This window comes from Aerococcus sanguinicola (genome assembly GCF_008726925.1).
Lineage (GTDB): Bacteria > Bacillota > Bacilli > Lactobacillales > Aerococcaceae > Aerococcus.
Genome location: NZ_VYWO01000001.1, coordinates 22,654 through 45,588 on the forward strand (window position 1 = coordinate 22,654; position 22,935 = coordinate 45,588).

General features: G+C 48.0%; 20 protein-coding genes and 1 other RNA gene. 15 read left to right on the forward strand and 6 right to left on the reverse strand.

Translation table 11 applies throughout. The features are described 5' to 3' along the window. Positions 1-29: 29 nt before the first annotated feature. From F6I03_RS00230 to F6I03_RS00240, 3 genes are all read right to left on the reverse strand, one after another. Positions 30-497, reverse strand: coding sequence for a universal stress protein (locus F6I03_RS00230; protein ID WP_070430392.1), 468 nt, complete (start codon positions 495-497; stop codon positions 30-32). A gap of 130 nt (positions 498-627) precedes the next feature. Beyond that, a non-coding RNA gene (gene ssrS / locus F6I03_RS00235) (6S RNA) lies at positions 628-817 on the reverse strand. Between the two features lie 61 nt (positions 818-878). Then, a complete protein-coding gene (locus F6I03_RS00240; protein ID WP_070430393.1) occupies positions 879-2,162 on the reverse strand; it encodes a replication-associated recombination protein A in 1,284 nt (427 codons plus the stop codon). Between the two features lie 166 nt (positions 2,163-2,328). Here F6I03_RS00240 and gshAB point away from each other — a divergent pair, with 166 nt between their 5' ends. The 3 genes from gshAB to F6I03_RS00255 are packed head-to-tail and all read left to right on the forward strand — an operon-like array spanning position 2,329 to position 6,116. Further along, complete coding sequence (gene gshAB / locus F6I03_RS00245) at positions 2,329-4,608, forward strand: bifunctional glutamate--cysteine ligase GshA/glutathione synthetase GshB (protein ID WP_070430394.1); 2,280 nt, start codon at positions 2,329-2,331, stop codon at positions 4,606-4,608. Between the two features lie 13 nt (positions 4,609-4,621). After that, positions 4,622-5,752 (forward strand): cysteine desulfurase family protein, encoded by a 1,131-nt coding sequence (locus tag F6I03_RS00250; RefSeq protein WP_070430395.1) that lies wholly within the window; start codon positions 4,622-4,624, stop codon positions 5,750-5,752. Positions 5,753-5,762: 10 nt separating this feature from the next. Continuing rightward, on the forward strand, positions 5,763-6,116 hold the full coding sequence (locus tag F6I03_RS00255) for a hypothetical protein (protein ID WP_070430396.1): 354 nt from the start codon (positions 5,763-5,765) through the stop codon (positions 6,114-6,116). Between the two features lie 77 nt (positions 6,117-6,193). On the opposite strand, the gene F6I03_RS00260 is transcribed toward F6I03_RS00255, so the two are convergent. After that, positions 6,194-6,730: a hypothetical protein gene (locus tag F6I03_RS00260; protein WP_070430397.1), complete on the reverse strand. Its 537-nt coding sequence runs from the start codon at positions 6,728-6,730 to the stop codon at positions 6,194-6,196. 145 nt (positions 6,731-6,875) lie between these two features. Here F6I03_RS00260 and mnmA point away from each other — a divergent pair, with 145 nt between their 5' ends. From mnmA to F6I03_RS00320, 12 genes are all read left to right on the forward strand, one after another. Continuing rightward, on the forward strand, positions 6,876-8,063 hold the full coding sequence (mnmA, locus tag F6I03_RS00265; protein ID WP_371325721.1) for a tRNA 2-thiouridine(34) synthase MnmA: 1,188 nt from the start codon (positions 6,876-6,878) through the stop codon (positions 8,061-8,063). A 116-nt stretch (positions 8,064-8,179) separates the two neighbouring features. Further along, the gene (locus F6I03_RS00270) at positions 8,180-10,630 is read left to right on the forward strand and encodes an ATP-dependent RecD-like DNA helicase (protein WP_070430398.1); all 2,451 of its coding nucleotides are present in this window, start codon (positions 8,180-8,182) and stop codon (positions 10,628-10,630) included. 288 nt (positions 10,631-10,918) lie between these two features. Then, a complete protein-coding gene (gene alaS, locus F6I03_RS00275) occupies positions 10,919-13,570 on the forward strand; it encodes an alanine--tRNA ligase (RefSeq protein ID WP_070430399.1) in 2,652 nt (883 codons plus the stop codon). Between the two features lie 86 nt (positions 13,571-13,656). Further along, positions 13,657-13,923, forward strand: a complete 267-nt coding sequence (locus tag F6I03_RS00280; RefSeq protein WP_067971750.1) for an IreB family regulatory phosphoprotein — start codon at positions 13,657-13,659, stop codon at positions 13,921-13,923. Continuing rightward, positions 13,923-14,348, forward strand: coding sequence for a Holliday junction resolvase RuvX (gene ruvX, locus F6I03_RS00285; RefSeq protein WP_070430400.1), 426 nt, complete (start codon positions 13,923-13,925; stop codon positions 14,346-14,348). The genes F6I03_RS00280 and ruvX overlap by 1 nt, the downstream gene beginning before the upstream one ends. A gap of 7 nt (positions 14,349-14,355) precedes the next feature. Then, positions 14,356-14,637 (forward strand): DUF1292 domain-containing protein, encoded by a 282-nt coding sequence (locus F6I03_RS00290; protein ID WP_070430401.1) that lies wholly within the window; start codon positions 14,356-14,358, stop codon positions 14,635-14,637. A 208-nt stretch (positions 14,638-14,845) separates the two neighbouring features. Further along, positions 14,846-16,042, forward strand: a complete 1,197-nt coding sequence (gene mltG, locus F6I03_RS00295) for an endolytic transglycosylase MltG (RefSeq protein WP_083290506.1) — start codon at positions 14,846-14,848, stop codon at positions 16,040-16,042. An 11-nt stretch (positions 16,043-16,053) separates the two neighbouring features. Then, positions 16,054-16,671, forward strand: a complete 618-nt coding sequence (gene udk, locus F6I03_RS00300) for a uridine kinase (RefSeq protein WP_070430402.1) — start codon at positions 16,054-16,056, stop codon at positions 16,669-16,671. Positions 16,672-16,755: 84 nt separating this feature from the next. Next, the gene (gene greA / locus F6I03_RS00305; RefSeq protein WP_070430403.1) at positions 16,756-17,238 is read left to right on the forward strand and encodes a transcription elongation factor GreA; all 483 of its coding nucleotides are present in this window, start codon (positions 16,756-16,758) and stop codon (positions 17,236-17,238) included. 787 nt (positions 17,239-18,025) lie between these two features. Next, complete coding sequence (locus F6I03_RS00310; protein ID WP_070430404.1) at positions 18,026-18,742, forward strand: LiaF domain-containing protein; 717 nt, start codon at positions 18,026-18,028, stop codon at positions 18,740-18,742. Next, entirely contained in the window at positions 18,739-19,788 is a 1,050-nt protein-coding gene (locus F6I03_RS00315; protein ID WP_070430405.1) for a sensor histidine kinase, read from the forward strand. The genes F6I03_RS00310 and F6I03_RS00315 overlap by 4 nt, the downstream gene beginning before the upstream one ends. Continuing rightward, entirely contained in the window at positions 19,789-20,433 is a 645-nt protein-coding gene (locus F6I03_RS00320) for a response regulator transcription factor (RefSeq protein WP_070430406.1), read from the forward strand. Positions 20,434-21,002: 569 nt separating this feature from the next. On the opposite strand, the gene rnjA is transcribed toward F6I03_RS00320, so the two are convergent. Next, the gene (rnjA, locus tag F6I03_RS00325) at positions 21,003-22,676 is read right to left on the reverse strand and encodes a ribonuclease J1 (protein ID WP_150983029.1); all 1,674 of its coding nucleotides are present in this window, start codon (positions 22,674-22,676) and stop codon (positions 21,003-21,005) included. Beyond that, entirely contained in the window at positions 22,676-22,894 is a 219-nt protein-coding gene (locus F6I03_RS00330; protein WP_070430999.1) for a DNA-dependent RNA polymerase subunit epsilon, read from the reverse strand. Before F6I03_RS00330 ends, rnjA begins: the two co-directional genes overlap by 1 nt. Positions 22,895-22,935 lie beyond the last annotated feature (41 nt).

The window sequence follows — 22,935 nt, forward strand, 5'->3', positions numbered from 1 at the left end:
AGCTACTAGAGCTCATCTCTTAACGGCTTCTATTTGCGATGGTATTCGTTATTTTCAAGATCAGTCCGGACAATGAGGACATCGCAAGGGGCATTGCGGATAACATATTCAGAAACGGAACCGATGAAGAGCCGTTCCACCGCATTCAAACCTGTGGCCCCGATCATAATCAGATCAATTTCTTTCTCTAGGGCTAGGTCTTTAGCAATCTGTACTTTAGGGGACCCGTAGTCAATTATGGTCTCTACCTCACGGACGCCTTCTTTTTCGGCATAGGCCTTGTAGTCATTAAGGACGCTAGAGGCTTGTTCGACCAACTCGTTGGTATAGGCGCCTTCATAGCCGGTTGGGGTCTGGACAGCACGTGTATCAATAATATGAGCGATAATAAGCGCACCATCATTACGCTTGGCCACGTGGACCGCTTTCTTGAAAGCTAATTCAGCTTCTCTCGAACCATCGATAGGGGCTAAAATACGTGAATACTCTTGATACATAGTGATCACACTCCTTCTTTACCTCTATTATACCATCTTTTGAGAAAAATTAAACCGATTCCATTCTTGCAGATATAAGATTTCATAAGTGTTTTCATAAAGGGAGCTAAAGGGCAAAAAAGCACAAAAAAAGAGCTCCGACAGGTGCCGTGTGCTCTATCTGTATTGAACCCGCTCTCTTAAGTGCAGGTGGGTTTCGCTATCCAGCTTCAGACTTCCCCGTGATGGGGCGTGTCCTCCACTGGAGTTCACGAATCCCTAGATAGTAAAATTTGTTCGGTCAACACATTAAAGGAATAACACGTACACTTCAGAACTCTTCTCTTATAATTTATCATTAGATCATAGAAAATGCAAGCGATTACGCCTGAAAGTTTTAACTTATTGCTTTTTTAACTTTTCCCGATAGGCTTGCATTTGGCCCAAGGCTTGTTCGTACTTACCGGTTTGCCCGGCTTGGTAGTAGTGTTTCCCACGGAGGGTGTCGGGCAGGTAGTCTTGGGCCACCCAATGGTTAGGGTAATCGTGGGGGTAGCGGTAGCCTTGACCGTGACCGAGTGCCTTAGAGCCGGCATAGTGGCCGTCGCGCAGGTGTTTGGGAACCAGCCCGGCCTTGCCTTGGCGGACATCGGCCAGGGCGGCATCGATGGCCTTGATAGCTGAATTAGACTTGGGGGATAGGGCCAGGTCTATGATGGCATTGGCAAGGGGAATCCGGGCTTCAGGATAGCCCACTTGGAGGGCCGCATCGACGGCTGCCTGGGTTCTTTGACAAGCTTCGGGGTTAGCTAGGCCAATATCTTCATAGGCGGTAATGAGGAGTCTCCGGCAAAGGACCTTTAAGTCGCCACCTTCCATTAAGCGGGCGGCATAGAGGAGGGCCGCATCCACATCTGAGCCGCGGATACTCTTCTGGAAGGCAGAGATCACATCGTAATGGAGGTCCCCATCCGCATCGTGGCTGAAAGATTTCTTCTGGATGCAGTTTTCCACGCTAGCCAGGTCGATGGGGATATTGCCTTGGTCATCTTCTGGACTGGACAGTGCCGCTAATTCCAGGGCGTTGAGAGCCGAGCGGATATCACCATTGGCTGCCTGGGCTAGGTGGTCTAGGGCGTCGTCGTCTATTTTTACCGGGACTTTGCCTAGGCCCCTGTCCTCGTCCTTAAGGGCTCGTTTGAGACCTTCTTTAATATGGTCGGCGCTGAGCGGTTCCAACTGGAAGATCTGGGTCCGACTGCGGATGGCCGGGTTGATACTGATATAGGGGTTTTCGGTGGTTGCTCCGATCAGGATAATGCGTCCATTCTCGAGATGGGGGAGTAAGAAGTCTTGCTTGGCCTTGTCTAAACGGTGGATCTCATCTAGGAGCAGGATGATCTGCCCGCTCATCTCGGCCTCGGCAGCTACCTGTTGGAGGTCTTTCTTGGTATCCGTTGCTGCATTGAGTTGGCGTAACTGAATACCGAGTGATCCGGCGATCGCATGGGCCAGGCTGGTCTTACCTGTTCCCGGTGGGCCATAGAGAATCATTGAGCTGAGACGGTTGGCTTCTACCATCCGTCGAATAATCTGTTGAGGGCCTATTAAGTGGTCTTGGCCGAGAATATCTTCGATTTTTTGGGGCCGCATCCGATAGGCGAGTGGGGCTTTGGCTTGGGCCATAGTATTACCTCCTTTAGTCTATTCTAATATACTTTAGATCATTAGTGAAAGGAATTTACTTACTAAAAATAATTAAATTAAGCATAAATATGTGCGATTCCCCGGTGCCCGTGCTAAAATAGTCATATAGTCTATCTAAATTTATAAAAGAGAGAAGGAGCTGTGTATGCCTCATTTTCAAGCTTTCCTTAATGCACACCCCGAACTAAAACCAGCCTTCCAGCATGTCTCCCTAGGCATTGAGCGGGAAGGCCACCGTATCAAAACTAATGGCGACTTAGCGAGAAGTCCCCATCCGCCTGTCATTGACGGCAGTCCCGATAATCAGTATATCCAAAGAGATTTTGCGGAATCCCAATTGGAATTGGTCACCCCTCCTGTTTTTTCGGAAGAGGGGGTCTATCACTGGCTCCAGGCCATCCATGAAGTCGCTCTCCGTTCGATGGCAGACGACGAGTTGCTCTGGCCGTCCAGCATGCCACCCGTTTTACCAGAGGACGAAGCCATCCAAGTGGCAGACTTGGATAAGCCTGAAGATGTTGCCTACCGGGAATACTTGGTCAAGGCTTATGGGAAGAAGGTCCAGATGATTTCTGGCATCCACTTTAATTTTGGCTTTGACCAGGACTTGCTGGCTGCTTTTTACCAGGAAGATGACCAAGGCTATGACAGTCTAAAAGATTTTACGACCGCTTTTTATTTACGTTTGGCCCGTAATTTCTTGCGCTATGAGTGGTTGGTGGTCTACCTCTTCGGTGCCACACCGAATGGCCATGAATCTTTCTATAATCAAGCGGAAGATATCTTTCCAGGGCCTATTCGGAGTATCCGCAATTCCCACTTGGGCTATGTGAATAAGAAAGATGTGACCTATACCTATGAGAGCCTGCCAGCTTATGTCAAAGAGTTGGAAGCCAACGTCAATGACGGCCGTCTGATCGCTGAGAAAGAATTCTATTCCAATGTGCGCCTACGTGGAGCTAAGCAAGCGCGCGGCCTCTTGGATACGGGGATCAAGTACCTTGAATTCCGCCTCTTCGATATCCAAGCCGATGAAGCTTACGGGATCAGCCTCGATGATATTAGCTTCATGAAATATTTCATCCTCTACCTGGCATGGGCTGACATGGACTGTCAGATGCCAGAGGTATACCAGGGTTATGAGATGAAGTTAGCTGTTGCTGAGGAAGAGGCGCTCAGTCAAACAGCCTACCAGGAAGAAGGGCTCCGTCTCTTGGACGGCATGGCAGACATGGCAGAAAGCCTAGCTGCCCTAGACAAGCTGCAAGCCCTCCTCGACAAGATGCGCCAACGCCTGGTCGATCCGAGTCTGACCCCAAGTGGGCGCCTGGTTCAAAATAATCCGACAGTCGAGACTTGGCTCAAGCATAACTTAGCCCATGCCCAAGCCAATAAGGAAGCGGCCTTGCGCCAACCTTATCTTCTGTCGGGCTTTGAAGATATGGAATTGTCGACGCAAATTCTATTAGCTGATGCGATCCAGCAAGGCTTCCACATTGATATCTTAGACCGGGACGATCAGCTCATTGCATTGACTTACCGCGACCACACGGAATATATTAAGAATGCTAATATCACCTCTAAGGATACCATGGTTTCCTATTATTTAATGGAGAATAAAGTCGTGACCAAGGACTTGCTCCAGGCTGCTGGCTTCACGGTTCCTAAGAGTCAGACCTTCACTTCTTTAGAAGCAGCCCAGGCAGCAGCCGGCCGCTTTGAAGGGCAGAAAGTTGTTGTTAAGCCCAAATCAACCAATATGGGGCTGGGCATCTCGATCTTTAAGGAAGGGGCCAAGCAGGAAGGACTCAAAGAAGCCTTTGACATTGCCTTTGCCTATGATGACACGGTCTTAGTCGAGGCCTTCGTTGAGGGAACCGAGTACCGTTTCTTTGTTTTAGATGGGGACTGCCTAGCCGTCTTGCTCCGGGTGCCAGCCTTTGTCAAGGGCGATGGCCAGCATAGTATCCGCCAATTGGTTGACCTGAAGAACCAGGATCCCCAGCGAGGCGAAAACCACCGGACCCCACTTGAAAAGATCAGCCTCGACCGGTCAGCTGCCTTGGTTCTAGAAAGTTATGGCTATGACTTCGAGAGTGTGCCAGCACCAGGTGAAATTGTTCAACTCAGAGAGAATTCCAACATTTCCACTGGCGGAGAATCGATTGATGTCACGGATGACATGGATCCGTCCTACTTAGAATTAGCTAGCCAGATGGCCCAGGCTTTGGACGTCAAGGTGACGGGCCTCGACCTGATGATTGAGGACCGCCAGCAAGCGGTCCAGGTGGATAACTATGCCTTGATTGAAGCAAACTTTAATCCGATGATGATGATGCATATCTACCCAGCTCAAGGGAAGGGGCGGCGCATTTCCAAAGACTTGCTCGCCTATCTTTTCCCTGAAAAAACGATTAAATATTAAGGAGGAATAGGAATTGGCCATTTATTTAGATTATGCAGCAACTACTCCAGTCCATCCAGAGGTTGTCGCTTGTATGGCGGATGCTTTTAGCAATGATTTTGGTAACCCTTCGTCTACCTATCAATTGGGGCGGGAAGTCCGTCATAAAATCGAAGCTTGCCGGCGGACCATTGCAGAAACGCTCAATGCCAAAGCTGAAGATATTATCTTTACCTCGAGCGGGACAGAAGCCAACACTACTGCTCTTTTAGAGACGGCAGACCGCTTAAAAGACAAAGGACGCCATATTATTTCATCCAAGGTCGAACACTCCAGCGTTTACCAGTGTATGCGCCGTTTGGAAGACCAGGGCTTTAGAGTGACCTATTTGGATCTCGATGCAGAAGGCCATATTGATCCCAAGGCGGTTGAAGCAGCCATAGGAGAAGATACTATTATGGTTTCCATTATGCACGGCAATAATGAATTAGGGAGTTTGCAGCCTATTGAAGAAATTGGCCAAATCTGCCAGGAAAAAGGAATCTTCTTCCATAGCGATACGGTGCAAACTTATATGAAAGTGCCTATCGATGTGGAAGCTTTCCATATCGACGCCTTGGCCCTGTCTGCTCACAAAATTCATGGGCCCAAGGGAATTGGTTTCCTCTACTACCGCAATAGTAAGGATAACTTTACCTCTTTCTTACCCGGGGGAAGCCAAGAACATGGTAAGCGGGCTAGCACGGAGAGTTATCCGCTAATCGCTGGCTTAACCAAGGCGGTTGACTTGGCCAAAGACAATCTGACTGAGCGGATGGCGACATTACAAAGCTTACGCCAATATTTTCTTGATGGAGCAGAGGCTAGGGGGCTCGACTTTCGAATCAATGGCCCTGAGCAAGCCGAATTAGCCAATATCCTGAATATCTATTGGCCTGGTCATCCGAGCGACCAAACCCTGATTAAATGTGACCTCAACCAGGTTTATTTATCGGCAGGATCTGCCTGTAGCGCGGGGAGCTTGGAGCCTAGTCGTGTCCTGGTGAACCTCTATGGGGAAGCGGATGATCGCATTCGTCAAAGCCTGCGTTTATCTTTTGATCCCGCAACGTCTCAAGCCGATCTCGACCAAGTGCTCGACCTGCTAGCCAGTTTTGAATCATAAGGAGGTTTCTATGGCTTATCCAAAAACAGCAAAATTACCTGGGGGCTCCCAAGTCTATCAGTTACATCCGGACTGCAAGAAGTATAGCCTGCGTGACTATAACTTTGTCGAAAGTAAGTCGGGTAACTTCCAATACGACCAAGAAGTCAAAGCCGACTTTGCCAGTTCCCGGGCTGTTCGCTTAAAGATTACTGTTGATAAAGACTTAAGCGGTCTTAAAATGAATGTCACCAATCAAAAAGGCTTGAAAACGGTCAATGTGTTTAAGTCTGAAGGGATGGCTGATTTTATTGAGCCTCTAGCCTTTATTTTAGAGGATATGGAGCAGTACAAGATCATAGAAAAACTTGCTGATGAAGACTAAACTTTCTCATCGGCCTCTCGGAAGACAAAAAGAGACTGGACGCTTGTGGAATGAGCGCCAGTCTCTTTTGTCTTTACTTAGTCCTTGTTAAGGATTTCTTTGGCCCTGTCTTGGATAAAGTCTTCAAGGCTTTGGCCTTCGATTAAGGCCTGGTCCATGTTTGACCAATCCACATTGAGTTTAAAGAAATTGATGGTTAAGGTATTTCCTTCAGTGATATGGCTGATGTCATAGGCCCCCACAAAATTAATGACCAACTGATTATAGGCCGTCTCCGTTTGAAATTCTTCTTTCAATTGGTTAACATTTAATTGTTTGACAATGGGGAGCATCATTTCGACATTACCGGGATCATCCGCATTGAAGAAATTAAAGTCGTAGAATTCTTTGGCTTTTGGGCTTGCTTCTGCCAAAGGTTCCTTATTAACGATAGCCGAAAGCACCATACGGGCGGTCTCTTGGCTGAAGTCGTCCGTATAAACAGCTTGCATGGCAGGATTGGATACAATATCAGAGATATAGGAATCGCTCACCTTATTACCAGCTGCTACTGTTTGCCAGAGGAATTGGAGCAATTCGATGACTTCGTTGTTTATTTTAATACTTTCTAACATATGACATTCTTGCCTTCTTTCTTTACATGGTGCAGTTTAACCCCTAGGAGTGTTATAACATGAAAGCCCTTATTTGTCCATCGATTTGCTAGTTTTAAGGCTTGGGATAATCTGACTTGAAATTTCCCCTCGGAGCTCGTAAAATATGAAGATGTTACACAAGACAAATGCGACCTTCAATCGTAAATATATAAAGAAAGATGGTGATCTTGTGTCAGAAGCTAAAAAAGAACGTGTCATTGTTGGGATGTCTGGGGGTGTTGATTCCAGCGTCTCCGCTCTCTTATTGAAAGAGGCAGGCTATGATGTCATCGGCCTCTTCATGAAGAATTGGGACGAGAAGGATGAGAATGGTGTGTGCACAGCCACCGAAGACTACCAAGATGTTGCCAAGGTAGCTGAACAGATTGGAATTCCCTACTATTCGGTTAACTTTGAGAAAGAGTATTGGGACCGGGTCTTTACTTATTTTTTAGATGAGTATAAGAAGGACCGGACCCCTAATCCTGATGTGATGTGCAATAAAGAAATCAAATTCAAGGCCTTCTTGCAGTATGCTGAAGAGCTGGGAGCGGACTATATCGCGATGGGCCATTATGCTCAAGTTTGCCGGGATGAGGCTGGTTCTGTCCACTTGCTGCGAGGCCAGGATGCGAATAAGGACCAAACCTATTTCCTCAACCAGTTGTCCCAAGCGCAATTGCAGAAGGCCCTCTTCCCGATTGGCCATTTGGAGAAAGCGGAGGTCCGTAAGATTGCGGAAGATAATCACTTGGCCACCGCCCATAAGAAAGATTCAACAGGTGTTTGCTTTATCGGTGAGCGGAATTTTAAGAGCTTCCTCTCCAATTATTTGCCCGCTAAGCCTGGTAAGATGCTGACTTTAGATGGTCAGGTCATGGGGGAACATGCCGGGCTCATGTACTATACCATTGGCCAACGCAAGGGCTTGGGCATTGGCGGCACGAGCAAGGGCAATGAGCCTTGGTTTGTGATCGGTAAGGACCAGGCCAAGAATGTCCTCTATGTCGGCCAAGGCTTCCACCATCCTATGCTCTATGCGGATTGGTTGGCAGCCTCTGACCTCTCTTTCACCCAGGATGACTGGGCAGAGACGGACTTTGAATGTACGGCTAAGACCCGCTACCGGCAACAAGACCTGCCTGTCCGCGTCCAAATCCAAGCAGATGGTACAGCCAAGGTGACTTTCAAGGAAGCTGCCCGGTCGATTACGCCTGGCCAGGCCATTGTCTTTTACCGGGGGGAAGAGTGTCTAGGTGGGGGGACCATCGATGCCGCCTACCAAGGCGACCAACGCCTCCAATACCAATAGCCTTGATATTAAGCTCCAGTCAGTCAGCTGGGGCTTTTTCCAATGCCAGGGCCTTATGTTATAATGTTAGGCGTATGTTAAAAGTTTGATCAAGAGACAAGGAAAGGAGGAGGCAGGTGAGCCAGACAGATAGCCCAGACTATATCATTGGGGAGATCCAAGCGATTTTTTTTGAGAACCCCAGTAATTATTACAAGGTGATGCAAATCTCTGTAGAAGAAACCAATACCATGTACTCAGAGAAGAAAATTGTTGTCACAGGGAACTTTGTCTCCATTCAAGAAGGAACAGCCTATCAATTCAATGGCCAGCTCGTGGAACACCCTAAATATGGTCTCCAGTTTCAGGTTCAATCTTTTGAACCGGTTAAGATTACCAGTAAGAATGGCTTGGTTCGTTACTTTTCTTCTGCCCAGTTTCCGGGCATCGGCAAGACCTTGGCTAGTCGGATCGTTGAAGTGCTTGGGAGCCAAGCTATCGATGTGATCTTGACTGAACCCGACCGCTTGAAGGAGGTCAAGGGCCTGTCTAAGAAATTACGGACCATGTTGGTAGAACTGATCCAGCAAGACCAAGGCAGCCAACGGGTGATGATGCAGCTGTCGGAGTGGGGCTTCTCCTCCAGTCTGTCTGCTCGGATCTACGAAAAATACCGGGACCAGGCGGTGGAAGTGATTGAAGAGAATCCCTATCAATTGGTGCGTGAAATTGAGGGCTTCGGCTTCAAGCGGGCGGACCAATTGGCAGCCAAATTGGACCTGGCCTATGATAGCCCCAAGCGTTTAGCGGGCGCTTTAGACTACTGCCTCTATGAAATCTGTTACCAATCAGGCAATACTTATGTGGAAGCCGACCAGCTGGTTCAGATTGCAACAGACCAGGCCAATATGGGCCTCTACCAAGACCGGGTATCCTGCCAAGCGGTCCAGTCCAGTTTGGATAAACTCCTGGAAGAGGGCCTCCTAGTCTGTCCTGAGGGGTCGAGCCGGGTGGCCTTGCCCCATCTCTTTGTTCAAGAAGAGACCATTGCCCGGCGGTTAACGGATATGATTGCCTCCCCATTAGGCCAAGACTTAGACCAGGCAGCCATAGACCAGGCCATAGACCAAGTCGAGATTGAATGGAATATCAAATACGGTCAGGCGCAAAAGCAAGCGATTAAAGAGGCTCTCCGCTCTAAATTCTATGTCCTGACAGGGGGGCCAGGGACGGGGAAGACGACCGTCCTTAAAGGAATTGTTGCGGTTTATGCCAAGCTCCACAAGCTATCTCTAGCCGAGGAAGATTATGTCGAAGATAGTTTCCCCATTGCCCTCGCAGCCCCCACTGGACGGGCAGCCAAGCGGATGTCTGAAGTCATTGGTCTTCCTGCCTCAACCCTCCACCGCCTGCTGGGTCTGACCAAGGATGAATCTGATGAGGGTCTGGAAGGCATTGGCGCCATGCTAGAAGCTGACCTCTTGATTGTGGATGAACTGTCCATGGTGGATACCTGGCTGGCCTACCAGCTCTTGGAGAGTATTCCGCCTTATATGCAGGTTATTTTTGTGGGGGATGAGGATCAGCTGCCTTCAGTCGGGCCAGGTCAAGTTCTCGCCGATATCTTAAGGGCCCAGGTTGCTCCAGCCCGAGAATTGGACGAAATTTTTAGGCAGAGTGATGATTCTTCGATTACCCACTTGGCCCACCAAATCAAGCAGGGCTTGCTCTCGCCTGATTTGACCCGCCAACATGCTGACCGGTCCTTTATCAAGGCGCGAAGCCAGCAAATTCCAGAAATCGTCGCCCAAGTTGCTGAACGGGCCCTAGCCAAGGACTATCCCCTGCGTGATGTCCAGGTCCTGGCCCCGATGTATAAGGGGGAAGCGGGGATTGATCACATCAATGAAGTCCTCCAGGAACGCTTGAATCCGAATCCCGACAATAACAGGCGAGAAGTCGTTTACTTTGAGAAGATTTTCCGGGTAGGGGACAAGGTCCTCCAGCTCCAGAACCAAGCAGAAAAAAATGTCTTTAATGGCGATATGGGTGAAATTGTAGCCATTTTTTTCGCCAAGGAAACGGCGTCGAAGTCTGACGAAATTGTTGTAGCCTTCGATGAGGTCGAGGTGACTTATGCGCGAACGGACTGGAAGCAGCTCGCCCTGGCTTACTGTACCTCTATCCATAAGGCCCAGGGATCGGAATTTCCCATCGTGATCCTTCCCTTGGTCCACCAGCACCAGCGCATGCTCAAGCGCAACCTGGTCTATACCGCCATTACTCGGGCCAAGCAGTCCTTGATTATGTGCGGGGAAGAGGCTGCCTTCGCCCATGCTATCCAACACCAGGGAGCAAGCCGGCAGACCCAGCTCTATGACTTCTTATTGATTCGGGCAGGGAAGGAAAGGCCGGCAAGTGAGCCGGCAGAGAAGCCAGCGGACCGCCCACCAGAGGCGGGAGATTCCGCTCCGATCGTGGCTGCAGAGACGGCCCCTGGTCCAAAGCTTCTAACACCCGACCTTGTCACTAGCCAGCAGATCGATCCCATGATTGGGATGGCAGGGGTCAGCCCTTATGACTTCTAGAAGAATCCGCTCCTCACTTGACAGGATCGACCTAGAGGCCTTATAATCATTAATGATTTGAAATCTAGAGAAGAATTTATCCATGGGACCTGTAGCGAGAACGGATAGTGCAAGCGTTCACCCCTTTTGGACGCTCTCTTCTTAAACTCGCAAATGAAAGTTTGCCGCGCTCGCGTTAACAAGCTAATGAAGTGGTAATATCAAAGACGGTGATATTACAATAAAGGTGGTACCGCGTTCTAAGCGCCCTTTATTGTAATAGCGCCGTTATTTTTTTAGGAGGATAAGATGAAACAATTAACTAGTGCAGAAATTCGCCAATTATTCTTAGATTTCTGGGAAAGTAAGGCCCATGATATCTATCCGAGTGCGTCATTGGTGCCCCAAGACGATCCAACGCTCTTGTGGATTAACTCTGGTGTGGCCGCACTCAAGCATTATTTGGATGGGTCCGAAAAACCTAAAAATCCGAAGATTGCCAACGCGCAGAAGTGTATCCGGACCAATGATATTGAGAATGTAGGGGTAACAGCCCGCCACCAAACCTTCTTTGAAATGCTAGGGAACTGGTCTATCGGTGACTATTTCAAAGAAGAAATGCTGCCTTGGGCCTGGGAATTCCTCACTGACGATAAGTGGCTGGGCTTAGACAAGGACCGCCTGTACATGACCTACCACCCAGATGATGAAGAGAGCTTAAAAATCTGGCGGGAAACCACCCAACTGAGTGAAGATCATTTTGTTCCAATGGAGGATAACTTCTGGGACCTAGGTGCTGGTCCCTGTGGCCCTGATACCGAAATTTTCTTTGACCGGGGAGAGGCCTTCCAAGACTTAGCAGATGATGATCCTGAAATGTATCCAGGTGGTGAGAATGAACGTTATCTAGAAATTTGGAACGTTGTCTTCTCACAATTCAACCACATGGCAGATGGCACTTACCAACCCCTAGAACAAAAGAATATTGATACGGGCATGGGCTTGGAACGGATTACCAGTGTGATCCAAAATACGGAAACAAACTTTGAAACCGACCTCTTTGTCCCTATTATTAAGGCTATCGAACCGCTGACGGCTGGTCACCATTACGGCGAAGATGCGGCTAGCGATACAGCCTTCAAAGTGATTGCGGACCACGTGCGGGCGGTGACCTTTGCTATTGGTGACGGCGCCTTACCCTCGAATGAAGGACGCGGTTACATCCTCCGCCGCTTAATCCGCCGCTCTGTCATGTACGCTAAGCAGCTAGGTATTAAAGAAGCTTTCTTAGCTAAGCTGGTCCCTGTAGTGGCAGAGGTCATGGGCAGCCATTATCCGAATATTGGCCAGCAAGCGGATTTCATCGAAACCATCATTGGTCAGGAGGAAAAACGCTTCCAAGAAACCATTGAAGAAGGGCAAGCTATCCTCGATGATATGGTCAAAACGCTTAAAGAAAATAATGAAAAAGTGCTTTCGGGCCAAGATGCCTTCAAACTCTATGATACCTATGGCTACCCCCTCGAATTGACCGAAGAACTCTTGGAAAAAGAAGGTTTGGGGATTGATGAAGCCGGCTTTAATGAAGAAATGCAAGCCCAACGTGAACGGGCTCGGGCTGCCCGTAAGCAAATGGGCGGTTTAGCCGTCCAATCCACTATTCTGTCGGACTTGGACGTGCCAAGTCAATTTACCGGTTACCAAGAAAGCGAAAGCCTGGGTCAGATTAATGCCCTGGTCTATCAGGACCAATTAGTGGACCATGTTCCCGCTGATAGCGTCGCTTATCTGCTAGCTGATAAGACACCTTTCTACGGTGAACGTGGGGGCCAAGTGGGAGATACGGGAGCTATTTATAGCCCGGCCGGCGAATTATTGGCCCATGTGACCGATGTCCAACATGCTCCAAATGACCAAAACCTACATGAAATTGAAACGGTCCAAGCCCTAGACCTGGGCCAAGAAGTCCGTCTCGTCGTAGACAAGGAACGTCGCAGCTTGATCCGCAAGAACCACACCGCTACCCACTTGCTCCATCAGGCGCTGAAGGATGTGCTCGGCGACCAGGTCAACCAAGCGGGCTCTCTCTTAGACGACCGTTACCTCCGCTTTGACTTTACCTACTTTGGCCATATCGAAGCTGACCAGCTCCAAGCCATTGAAGACCGGGTCAACCAAAAAATCTATGACAGTATTCCTGTTAAAACTGTGATTACCGATGCGGATACCGCTAAGGCAGAAGGGGCTATGGCCCTCTTTACAGACAAGTATGACAAGCTCGATGAAGTCCGTATGGTTAAGGTATCGGATTGGTCGATTGAACTCTGCGGGGGGACCCATGTTAGAAACACTGCTGAAATTGGTCTCTTCAAGATTATCAGCGAAAGTGGGGTTGGTTCAGGCGTGCGCCGGATTGAAGCCCTGACCTCTAAAGCAGCTATCGAGTACTTCCAAGGCCTGGAAAGCTTGCTGGAAGATATCCGCCAAGAAAGCAAGGCCAAGGAAAGAGACGGTATCTTGAACCGAATCAAGCAGCTTGAAGCACAGAATAAGGAAATGAGCCAGGAAATTGAATCCCTCCATGCCAAGGCCAATGCCCAAGCAGCTAAGAATATTTTCCAAGATGTGGAAGACATTGCGGGTATTCGTTTGATTGCCCAAGAACTGCCTAACCGCTCGATGGACGACTTGCGCAAGATTTCTGATGAATGGAAACAAAGAACAGACTCTGACCTCCTGGTGCTGGCTACGTCAAGTAAGGGCAAGGCCAATCTCTTAGTTGCTGTTAAGGCTGACTTGATTGACAAGGGCCTTAAAGCAGGGGAAATTATTAAACAAATCGCACCTAAGATCAATGGGGGCGGTGGGGGCCGTCCAGACATGGCCCAAGCCGGTGGGAAGAACCCAGCCGGGATTCCCGATGCCCTAGCTGAAGTCAAAACTTTGTTAACCCAACTTTAAGTTTTGATTACATAGGACCAAGCTTCTTGTACTTCTGTCATATTTTGGTTAAAATGATGTTAAAAGATTTGGAGGTGCGATAAGGTATGAGTGTCAAAGATGAAACAGTTCTATTCAAGTTTGATGAAAACAAAGAAAAAAATGTTCGTGAAACACTGGATATCGTATATGATGCACTTGTAGAAAAAGGCTATGATCCAAGTAGTCAGATTGTAGGCTATCTCTTATCAGGAGACCCTGCTTACATTCCTCGTCATAACCAGGCCCGCAACCTAATTCGTTATCATGAACGTGACGAAATTATTGAAGAATTAATTCGCAGTTATATGGAAAAGAGTGGGCGCGAGGTCTAATGAAGAGGTATTTAGGATTAGATGTTGGTTCAAGAACTGTGGGGGTCGCTGTCAGCGACCCCCTTGGACTGACTGCCCAAGGTTTAGAAATTATCCCGATTAATGAAGACCAAGAAGAATTTGGCTTAGAGCGCTTGGGCCAACTGATTGAGAGTTACCAAGCCAGCAAAGTCGTGATTGGCCTGCCCAAAAATATGAATAATTCAGAAGGTCCGCGCGCTGAAGCTTCGCGTGCTTATGGCGATTTAGTCAAGCAAGAATTTGGCCTGGAAGTGGTCTACCTAGACGAACGCTTGACGACCATGCAGGCAGAGCGGATGCTCATTGAAGCGGGCGATGTCAGTCGCAAGAAGCGCAAGCAGGTCATCGATAAGCTGGCCGCGGTTCTTATCTTACAGACTTATTTAGACCAAGAAAGAGCGTGAGAAAATTATGGCAAGTGAAGACAATAAAGAATTAATTACGATTTATGATGAAGATGGCAATGAGAGCCTCTATGAGATTCTCTTTACTTTTGAATCCGATGATTTTGGCAAGTCCTATGTCCTCCTCTATCCAGCAGGTTCAGGAGATAGTGATGAGCTAGAAATTCAAGCCTTCTCATACCAAGAGAATGATGATGAATTAAACGGCAGCCTTTATCCTATCGAAAGTGATGAAGAATGGGATATGGTAGAGGAAGTTTTAAATACCTTTGTATCTGATGAACTGTAATTTAGCCTAGAGCCTCTATCGCGCTGCGAGATTTTTGCGTAGTGGGGCTAGGTGAACAGACGCATTGAAAAGAAGAGGCTGAGAGATGGCAGCGTCAAGCCAGCCTCTTTTTTTATCATGTGGCAGGCGACAGGGTCTGTCCGAGGATTAGCTGGTGATTGGCACACTGACACGAATCGATTAGAGAACAGAGAATAGGAGCGTTCACATGAGAAAAAGAACAAGAAGGCAGCCTCGAGAAGGCGCTGAACAGGAACACTTAGAAGGGCAAGGGCCCAAGCGGAAGTCTGTAACCAACCGCTTAATCACTTCTTTATTTGTGACCCTGATTGTGATTGTCCTGGCTTTTGCGGCTTATATTGGCGTCATGGCATCGACAGGGGGCTTTAAGCCGTCTAAGGATATTGTCATTGAAGTCCCCCAAGGCGCTAGCCAGGCTAGTGTGGCCCAGGAATTAGAGGACAAGCAAGTCATCTTTAATGATGATATCTTCCGCCTCTACCTGCGTCTCAACCCCATCGATAACCTCCAAGCGGGAACTTATAAGATGCAGACCCATTCTAGCTTCGCCCAGGCCGCTGAAAACCTGGCCCAGGGTGCCAAGGAGATGGAAGCAGGGATCGCTATCCCAGAAGGAACTGACATTGAGTCCATGGCGACTATTATTGAGCAGAATACGCCCTTCTCAGCCCAAGACTTTATGGCCTTAGTGACTAGTCCAGCGTATTTCCAAAAGCTCCTAGCCACTTATCCGGAACTCTTAGCCGATGTCAGTGAAAATGATAATGTTCGCTATAAATTGGAGGGTTACCTCTTCCCTGCTACCTATCAGTTGCGGGAAGGTCAGGACCTAGAAGCCTTTGTGACCCAGATGGTAGATGAGACGAATAAGTTCTACCAAAGCAACAAGCCAGCCTTCCAAGCTTCTGACTTATCCGTGAATGAGATCTTTACCCTGGCTTCTTTAGTCGAAGCAGAAGCCTCTACGACTGAAGACCGGGCCATGATTGCAGGGGTCTTCTATAATCGCTTAGCGGATAAGATGCCTATCCAATCTGATATTTCGGTCAATTATGCCTTAGGGGAGCACAAGTCTTATGTGACCATCAAGGATACCCAGGTTGATTCGCCTTATAATCTTTATAAGAACCCAGGCTTAGGACCCGGGCCTTATAACAACCCAGGGGCTGAATCGCTCAAGGCGGTACTCAACCCTAAAGAAAATGACTACTATTACTTTGTGGCTGACCTATCAACGGGTGAAGTTTATTATTCCAAGACCTATGAAGACCACCTCAAGCTAGTGGACGAACACGTGAGCGAAGAGGATGCTAAGCTCGCCCAACCTAAGACCAGTCAAGCGACGAGCCAGAGTCAATCACAAGCACCAAGTACAAGCAATTAAGGGGAGACATTATGACACAACAAATCGTTATCGGCGTTACCGGGGGAACCGGGAGCGGAAAAACGACTATTACCAATCGCATTATGGAAGAATTTAAAGACGTTTCAATCGTCTATATTCCGCAAGATGCCTACTATAAGGACCAGAGCCATCTGACCATGGAAGAACGTCAGCAGACCAACTATGACCATCCTCTGGCTTTCGATATGGAACTCTTGAAGGAACATATCAGCCAGTTGAGTCAAGGGCAAGCCATCGATATGCCGGTCTATGATTTCGCTGAACACAATCGAAGCCAGGAAACTGTCCATGTAGAACCTAAGAAGATTATTATCTTAGAAGGCATCCTTTCTCTCTATGACCCTGAATTAAGAGACTTGATGACCATTAAAGTCTTTGTCGATACGGATGCGGATATTCGGATTATCCGCCGCATTAAGCGTGACATGGCCGAACGGGGACGGTCTTTAGACTCTGTCATTAACCAGTACATGTCTGTGGTTAAACCCATGCACGAGGAATTTATCGAGCCAACTAAACGGTTTGCTGACTTGATTATTCCAGAAGGTGGCTCGAACTATGTCGCCATCGACTTATTACAAACTAAAATAAAAGATATCTTAAAATAAGCCATTCTTATATTGCAATAGGGCCACGAAAGTGGTACCCTATTGCTATTGATTTTTAATTTAATTGATGAAGGAGTAAGATTCATGGTAGAAGAAAGCTATCCAATGACAATCGAAGGCAAAGAACGCCTTGAAGCAGAATTAGAAGATTTAAAAGTAAATAAACGACCAGAAGTGGTTAGTCGGATTAAGATTGCACGCTCCTATGGGGACCTCTCAGAAAATTCTGAATATGAGGCAGCCAAGGACGAGCAAGCATTTGTCGAAGGACAAATTGCTAAATTAGAAAAAATGATCCGCTATGCTGAAATCATTAATCCTGATGAATTAGCTAGCGATGAAGTGTCAATCGGTCGTAAGGTAAGCTTCGTTGAATTGCCTGACGGCGATGAAGAAGCCTATACCATCGTCGGTAAGGCTGAAGCTGATCCCCTGTCAGGTAAGATCTCCAACGAATCACCTATCGCCCAAGCCTTAATCGGTAAAAAAGTAGGCGACCAAGTCAGCTTCGAAACCCCAGGCGGCGAACTCGCCCTGAAAATAACCGCAGTAGAAAAAGCTGAGTAAAGACAAGGGTGTGAGTAAGAGCGCTTAGACTTGAATGATTGGAGGCTCATCGAATAAGGCTGACATCAGTCAGACGTTTCGATGAGCCGAAATCACTTCAAGTCTGCTCTTGCAAACCCGACTAAAAAGGGTGTGAGCAAAGGCGTTCAGAAAGGGATGACTGGAGGCAAAGAGGAAAAGATCGGCTGCAAGCCGGTCGTTCCACTTTGCTGAAGTCACTCCCTTTCTACCTTTGCGAACCCGACTAAACAGGGTGTGAAGGCTGGCGGGAGAAATAGACCTCTGGAGCAAAGAGACAGAGAAGGCTGAAGGCCTTCGACCGATCTTTGTGAAGAGGAGCTATTTCTGCCAGCCTGAGCCCGACTAAACAGGGTGAGAGGGCGCGCGTTTAGCTTCCTTTCACTGGAGCAAGTCACCAGAGCAGTCTGAAGGACTGCGGCGGAGACTTGTGAAGTGGCAAGGAGGCTGCGCGACCGAACCCGATTAGGGTGTGAGGGCTGCTGTCTGGTTCAAACAATTGGCCAAGCTTCAATCAGAGCGTCTGAGTGTGGGTTAGCAAGAGGCAGGGCACAAACAGAGCGCCCGATTGTGTTTTTGCAGCCACCAACATATCAATAGGGCCTCCCAGGGTGGGTTAGCGGCATTCAACACACAAACAGAACTTTCGAGTGTGGATTAAGAAAGCAAAGCTAACGACAAAGGGGGCTGAAGGCTGGGACTTAGCTTCCAGCTTTTTTTATTCTTTGGACTCAGGATTTGTTATAATAGAAAGAAAGGAGGGATGGTTTTGAAGTTCATTTGCCAGTTATTGGCCGTTTTTATTGTGGGCCTGCTTCTTTATGATTTTTCTCAAGCCTTGGGTATTTTTCTCATATTTTTCTTAGCGATTAGTTTGTTGGCCTTGCTCTTCCAGCTACCGGCAGGGAAGACATGGCCAGCCTATATCCGTCTACCCTTGTTCTTTTTGGCCTTGCTTATCCTCTGTTTGACCTTGTTCCAGCTGGCGCATTTTTGGTTGATCCTATCGCTCACTGGCTTGATCATTGGCCTTCAACTCTGGCAGAAAGAAAGACGGGATACAAGTGACTTCCAATTGATTCAGGGAGAAGAGGGAATCGGTCAAAGGCAAGGGGCTTTCTTTCAATTGGATGATTGGTTTGGCTTCAAGACAGTTCCAGTTAAGACATATGATTGGAATAATTTCCATGATTATTCCCTCCATGCCTACCGTTTCATTGATCTGACTGAGAAACTACCTGTCAAAGGTAAGCAGTGGCTAGCGGTTAGCCAGCTTCATGGTCGGATTAAATTGGTGCTCCCCCAAGCCCAGGCTTGCCAATTGAACATCCAAGCCTATCGGACCCAGTTGACTTGGCAGGGGCAGACCTATTGCTTGAACAACCAACGCTTGACCTTAAGGACGGATAATGACTTGGATGATGACCGGGAAGTGATTATTGACTTGACCCAATTTTGGGGAGAAGTAGAGGTGGTCTTCCTATGAAATGGCGACGTTTATTTTCCATTTTTATCGCTTGTTTGATCTTTGCCTATGCCTTATTTGCCCTAATCCTCTACTTTTGCTTGGAACTAGGCTGGCTGACTCCTATCCAGTGGACTTGGCAGGATTTGCCAGCTAGCTTGGTCTTTCTTTTATTGCCAGCTTGTTTGGCTTTTGTCCTTTCCCTATGCTTGTATGGCTTAATTTTTCGCGATGAAGACCTATTGCTTTATTATCTCAACCAGCTCAGTCAAGGCCATATTCACCAATTAGATCGTCTGAACTTGAAGGAGAACCTCTATTTGAGCCCTGACTTACTGGCGAGTCTGGACCGGTTAAAAGCTTATAACCAAGCTGAACGCCTCCAGCAGCAGAATCTTCACCTCCAGCTAGACCAGGCGAGCATCGGGAAGACGGAAGCGGAAATTATCCAAGCTGAGCGCCAACGCGTGGCTCGAGAGCTCCACGATTCCGTTAGCCAGGAACTCTTTGCGATGACGATGCTGCTAGCGACGCTCGACCAGGTCTCTGAACAAACGGCTGGGCCTGAAGCTGACCTGCGTCAGAAAATTGCTCAGCTGGCTCAGAATGCACAGAATGAATTGCGAGCCCTTCTGCTTCATCTTCGTCCTATCGCCTTGGAAAATCGCAGCTTAGCTCAGGGCATCCAGCACCTCTTCGCTGAGCTAGAAGGGAAGTTAGCCATTCGTTTTGTCAGGCGCTTTGATGTGGGAGACTTGGATAAAGAAATTGAGAATAATCTCTTCCGGATTGTCCAAGAGCTTTTATCGAATAGTTTGCGGCATGCCCAAGCCAGTGAAATTGAGTGCCAGCTTTTTACCCGCCAGGACCGGCTTTATTTGATCTTTCGAGACAATGGTAGGGGCTTCAAGCAAGAGCCCGGCCAACGAGCAGGTTATGGCCTCCAACATATCCGTGAACGGGTAGACCAGCTGGCGGGGGACTTACAGATTATCAGCCAAGAGGGACAGGGAACCCAAGTAAGGATTCAAATTGCCCTCGACCAGGATAGAGAGAGGAAGACTTAGATGATTAAAGTATTGATTGTTGATGACCATGAAATGGTACGCCTCGGAGTAGCTTCTTATTTAGCCATCCAGGAAGATATCGAGGTCATAGCGGAGGCTGTGAATGGCCAGGAAGCTTATGACAAGGCTATGTCCCTCCACCCTGACCTTATCTTGATGGACGTTGTGATGGACGAGATGGATGGCATAGAAGCAACCCAGGCCATCCTTGCTGATTGGCCAGAAGCTCGGATTCTCATGGTAACTAGCTTCTTAGATGACGATAAGCTCTATCCCGCTATAGAAGCAGGGGCTAAGGGCTATATCTTGAAGACTTCCTCTGCCCAGGAAATTGCCCAAGCCATTCGCCAGGTTATGGCAGGCCAAGAAGTGATGACCCAGGCCGTGGCAGAGAAGATGCAAGAAGACAAGCACAAGGCTAAAGAACGCCAGCTGCATGATGACTTGACCAAGCGTGAATTGGAAGTGCTCGCTTTAATTGCGGAAGGTAAGTCCAACCAAGAAATTGCAGATCTTTTGTTTATAACGCTAAAAACCGTTAAGACCCATGTTTCCAATATTCTTTCTAAATTAGAAGTCTCGGACCGTACCCAAGCAACCATCTATGCCTTTAAACATGGTCTGGTGAGAGAAGAAAAGGAGTAGGCCTTCATTTGAAGACTTACTCCTTTTTGTCATAGTAATTTTGATTTCGCTTGAGCATAGACTAGATGCCTTTGCTCACAGCCTGTTTAGTCGGGTTCGGGCTAGCAGAAATAGCTCCTCTTCGCAAAGACCCGCCGAAGACTTTCAGTCTTCTCTGGTTCTTTGCTCCAGAGGTCTATTTCTCCCGCTAGCTCTCACACCCTTTAGTCGGGTTCGCAAAGGCAAAAAGGGAGTGACTTCAGCAAAAGGGAACGACCGGCTGCTAGCCGCTCTTATCCCTTTTGCCTCCAGTCATCCCTTTCTGGACGCCTTTGCTCACACCCTGTTTAGTCGGGTTCGGTCTGGCAGCTTTCCTGTCACTTCACAAGTCTCCGCCGCAGTCTTGCAGACTGCTCTGGTGACTTGCTCCAGTGAAGGAAAGCTAAGCGCCAGCCCTCACACCCTGTTTAGTCGGGTTCGCAAGAGCAGACTTGAAGTGATTTCAGCTCATCGAAACGTCTGACTGAGGTCAGCCTTATTCGATGAGCCTCCAATCATTCAAGTCTAAGCGCTCTTGCTCACACCCTGTTTTACACAGACATGACGACTGACATGATGAGTGGGTTGCGTTTGGTTCGTTTATATAAGAAGGGTTGGAGCGAGTTTTGGATGCTGTCGCGTAAAATTTTCTCGTTGACCTTGTTGCCTGAGTTCAAGTGGCCGATGACGGCTGTTTGGATGACGCGTTGGGCATCGCTGATCAGGTCTTCTGATTCTCGCATGTAGATAAAGCCGCGCGAGACGATAGCTGGACCTGCTAGGAGTTGATTTGTTTCGAAGTCGATAGTGACAACCACTAGGACTAAGCCATCTTCAGAGAGCTTATGGCGGTCTCTAAGAACAATATTGCCGATATCGCCGATGCCCTTACCGTCAACATAGACATCATTGGCAGGGATATGGCCTGCCCGACGTGCAGAATCCTCCGTCAGGGCTAGGACGTCTCCGTTATCCATGATGAAGGTATTCTCCCGTGGAATCCCGAGGCTGACAGCGGTATCTGCTTGGATGGATAACATCCGGTACTCGCCATGGACTGGCATGAAGTATTTAGGTTTCAAGAGACTCAGCATTAGTTTCTGTTCTTCTTGCGAGCCGTGGCCAGAGGTATGGACATTGTTGATCTTACCGTGAACAACTTCAGCCCCTGCCTCCAGTAATTTGTTAATTACTCGGTTTACACTGATGGTATTACCTGGGATAGGTGAGGAGGAGAAGATAACGGTATCACCATCTTGGATGGAGATCTGACGGTGGGTCCCGTTGGCAATCCGGCTCAAGGCTGCCATGGGTTCACCCTGAGACCCGGTACACATGATCATAACCTCATTGCTAGGGTACTTATTAATATCCTTGCCATCAATTAAGACACCCTTAGGTAGGTCAAAATAGCCAATCTCTTGGGCATTGCGCACGGCATTTTCCATCGATCGTCCAAAGACTGCCACTTTGCGGTGGTTGGCGATGGCGATGTCGATGGCTTCCGATAAGCGGGAGATATTGGAAGCGAAGCTAGCGAAGATAATCCGCCCTTCAATCTTATCGATAATATCTTTCAAGGCGCTGCTAACGACCCGTTCCGACTTGGTAAAGCCCGTAATCTCTGAGTTGGTGGAGTCACCGAGCAAGCAGAGGACACCTTCGTCTCCTAGACGGGCTAACTTATGCAAGTCGGCCTTCTTACCGGTTGGCGTAAAGTCGAACTTGTAGTCTCCGGTGAAAACAATATTCCCTGAAGGTGTCTTCACACAGATCGCCATGGCATCGGGAATCGAGTGGGTCACTCGGGCAAAGCTAACCTGGGTCTTACGGAATTTGATGACGCTATCTTCATCTACTTCATGCAGTTCAGCGTCACGCAGTAAGTGGTGTTCTTCTAGTTTAGCGCGGATGAGGGCTAGGGACAGGGCCCCAGCATAGATCGGTACATTGACTTGCTTGAGCAAGAAGGGGACACCACCGATATGGTCTTCGTGACCGTGGGTGATGAAGACGCCCTTAATCTTGTCTTGGTTTTCAATGAGATAGGAATAATCTGAAATCACATAGTCAATGCCTAGCAAATCATCCTCGGGGAACATGACCCCAGCATCCAGAACAATGATCTCATCTTGGAATTGGATACAGTACATATTCTTGCCGATTTCGCCTAAACCCCCAATGGCGAAAACAGCTGTTTCATGGTTTTTAATTTTTAACTTCATTAATCAGCAAACTCCGTTAATTCGAAACGGTCACTCTTTTGCTCATAGGCTAAGTGAGCGTCGTCTAATAATTGGATGTGCTCAACATGGTAAGGGGTTTTTTCAGCGAGGATACGGCGGACTTCAGTCACCGATTCAGCATCGATGTAAAGAGCCTGCGTATGTTCGCGTGTTGGCACTTCAGTTTTTGTTTTTTGATAAAAAACTTTATAAATCATAGTTTTCCTTCTTTCACATAATATTTATTTATTGTTAATTA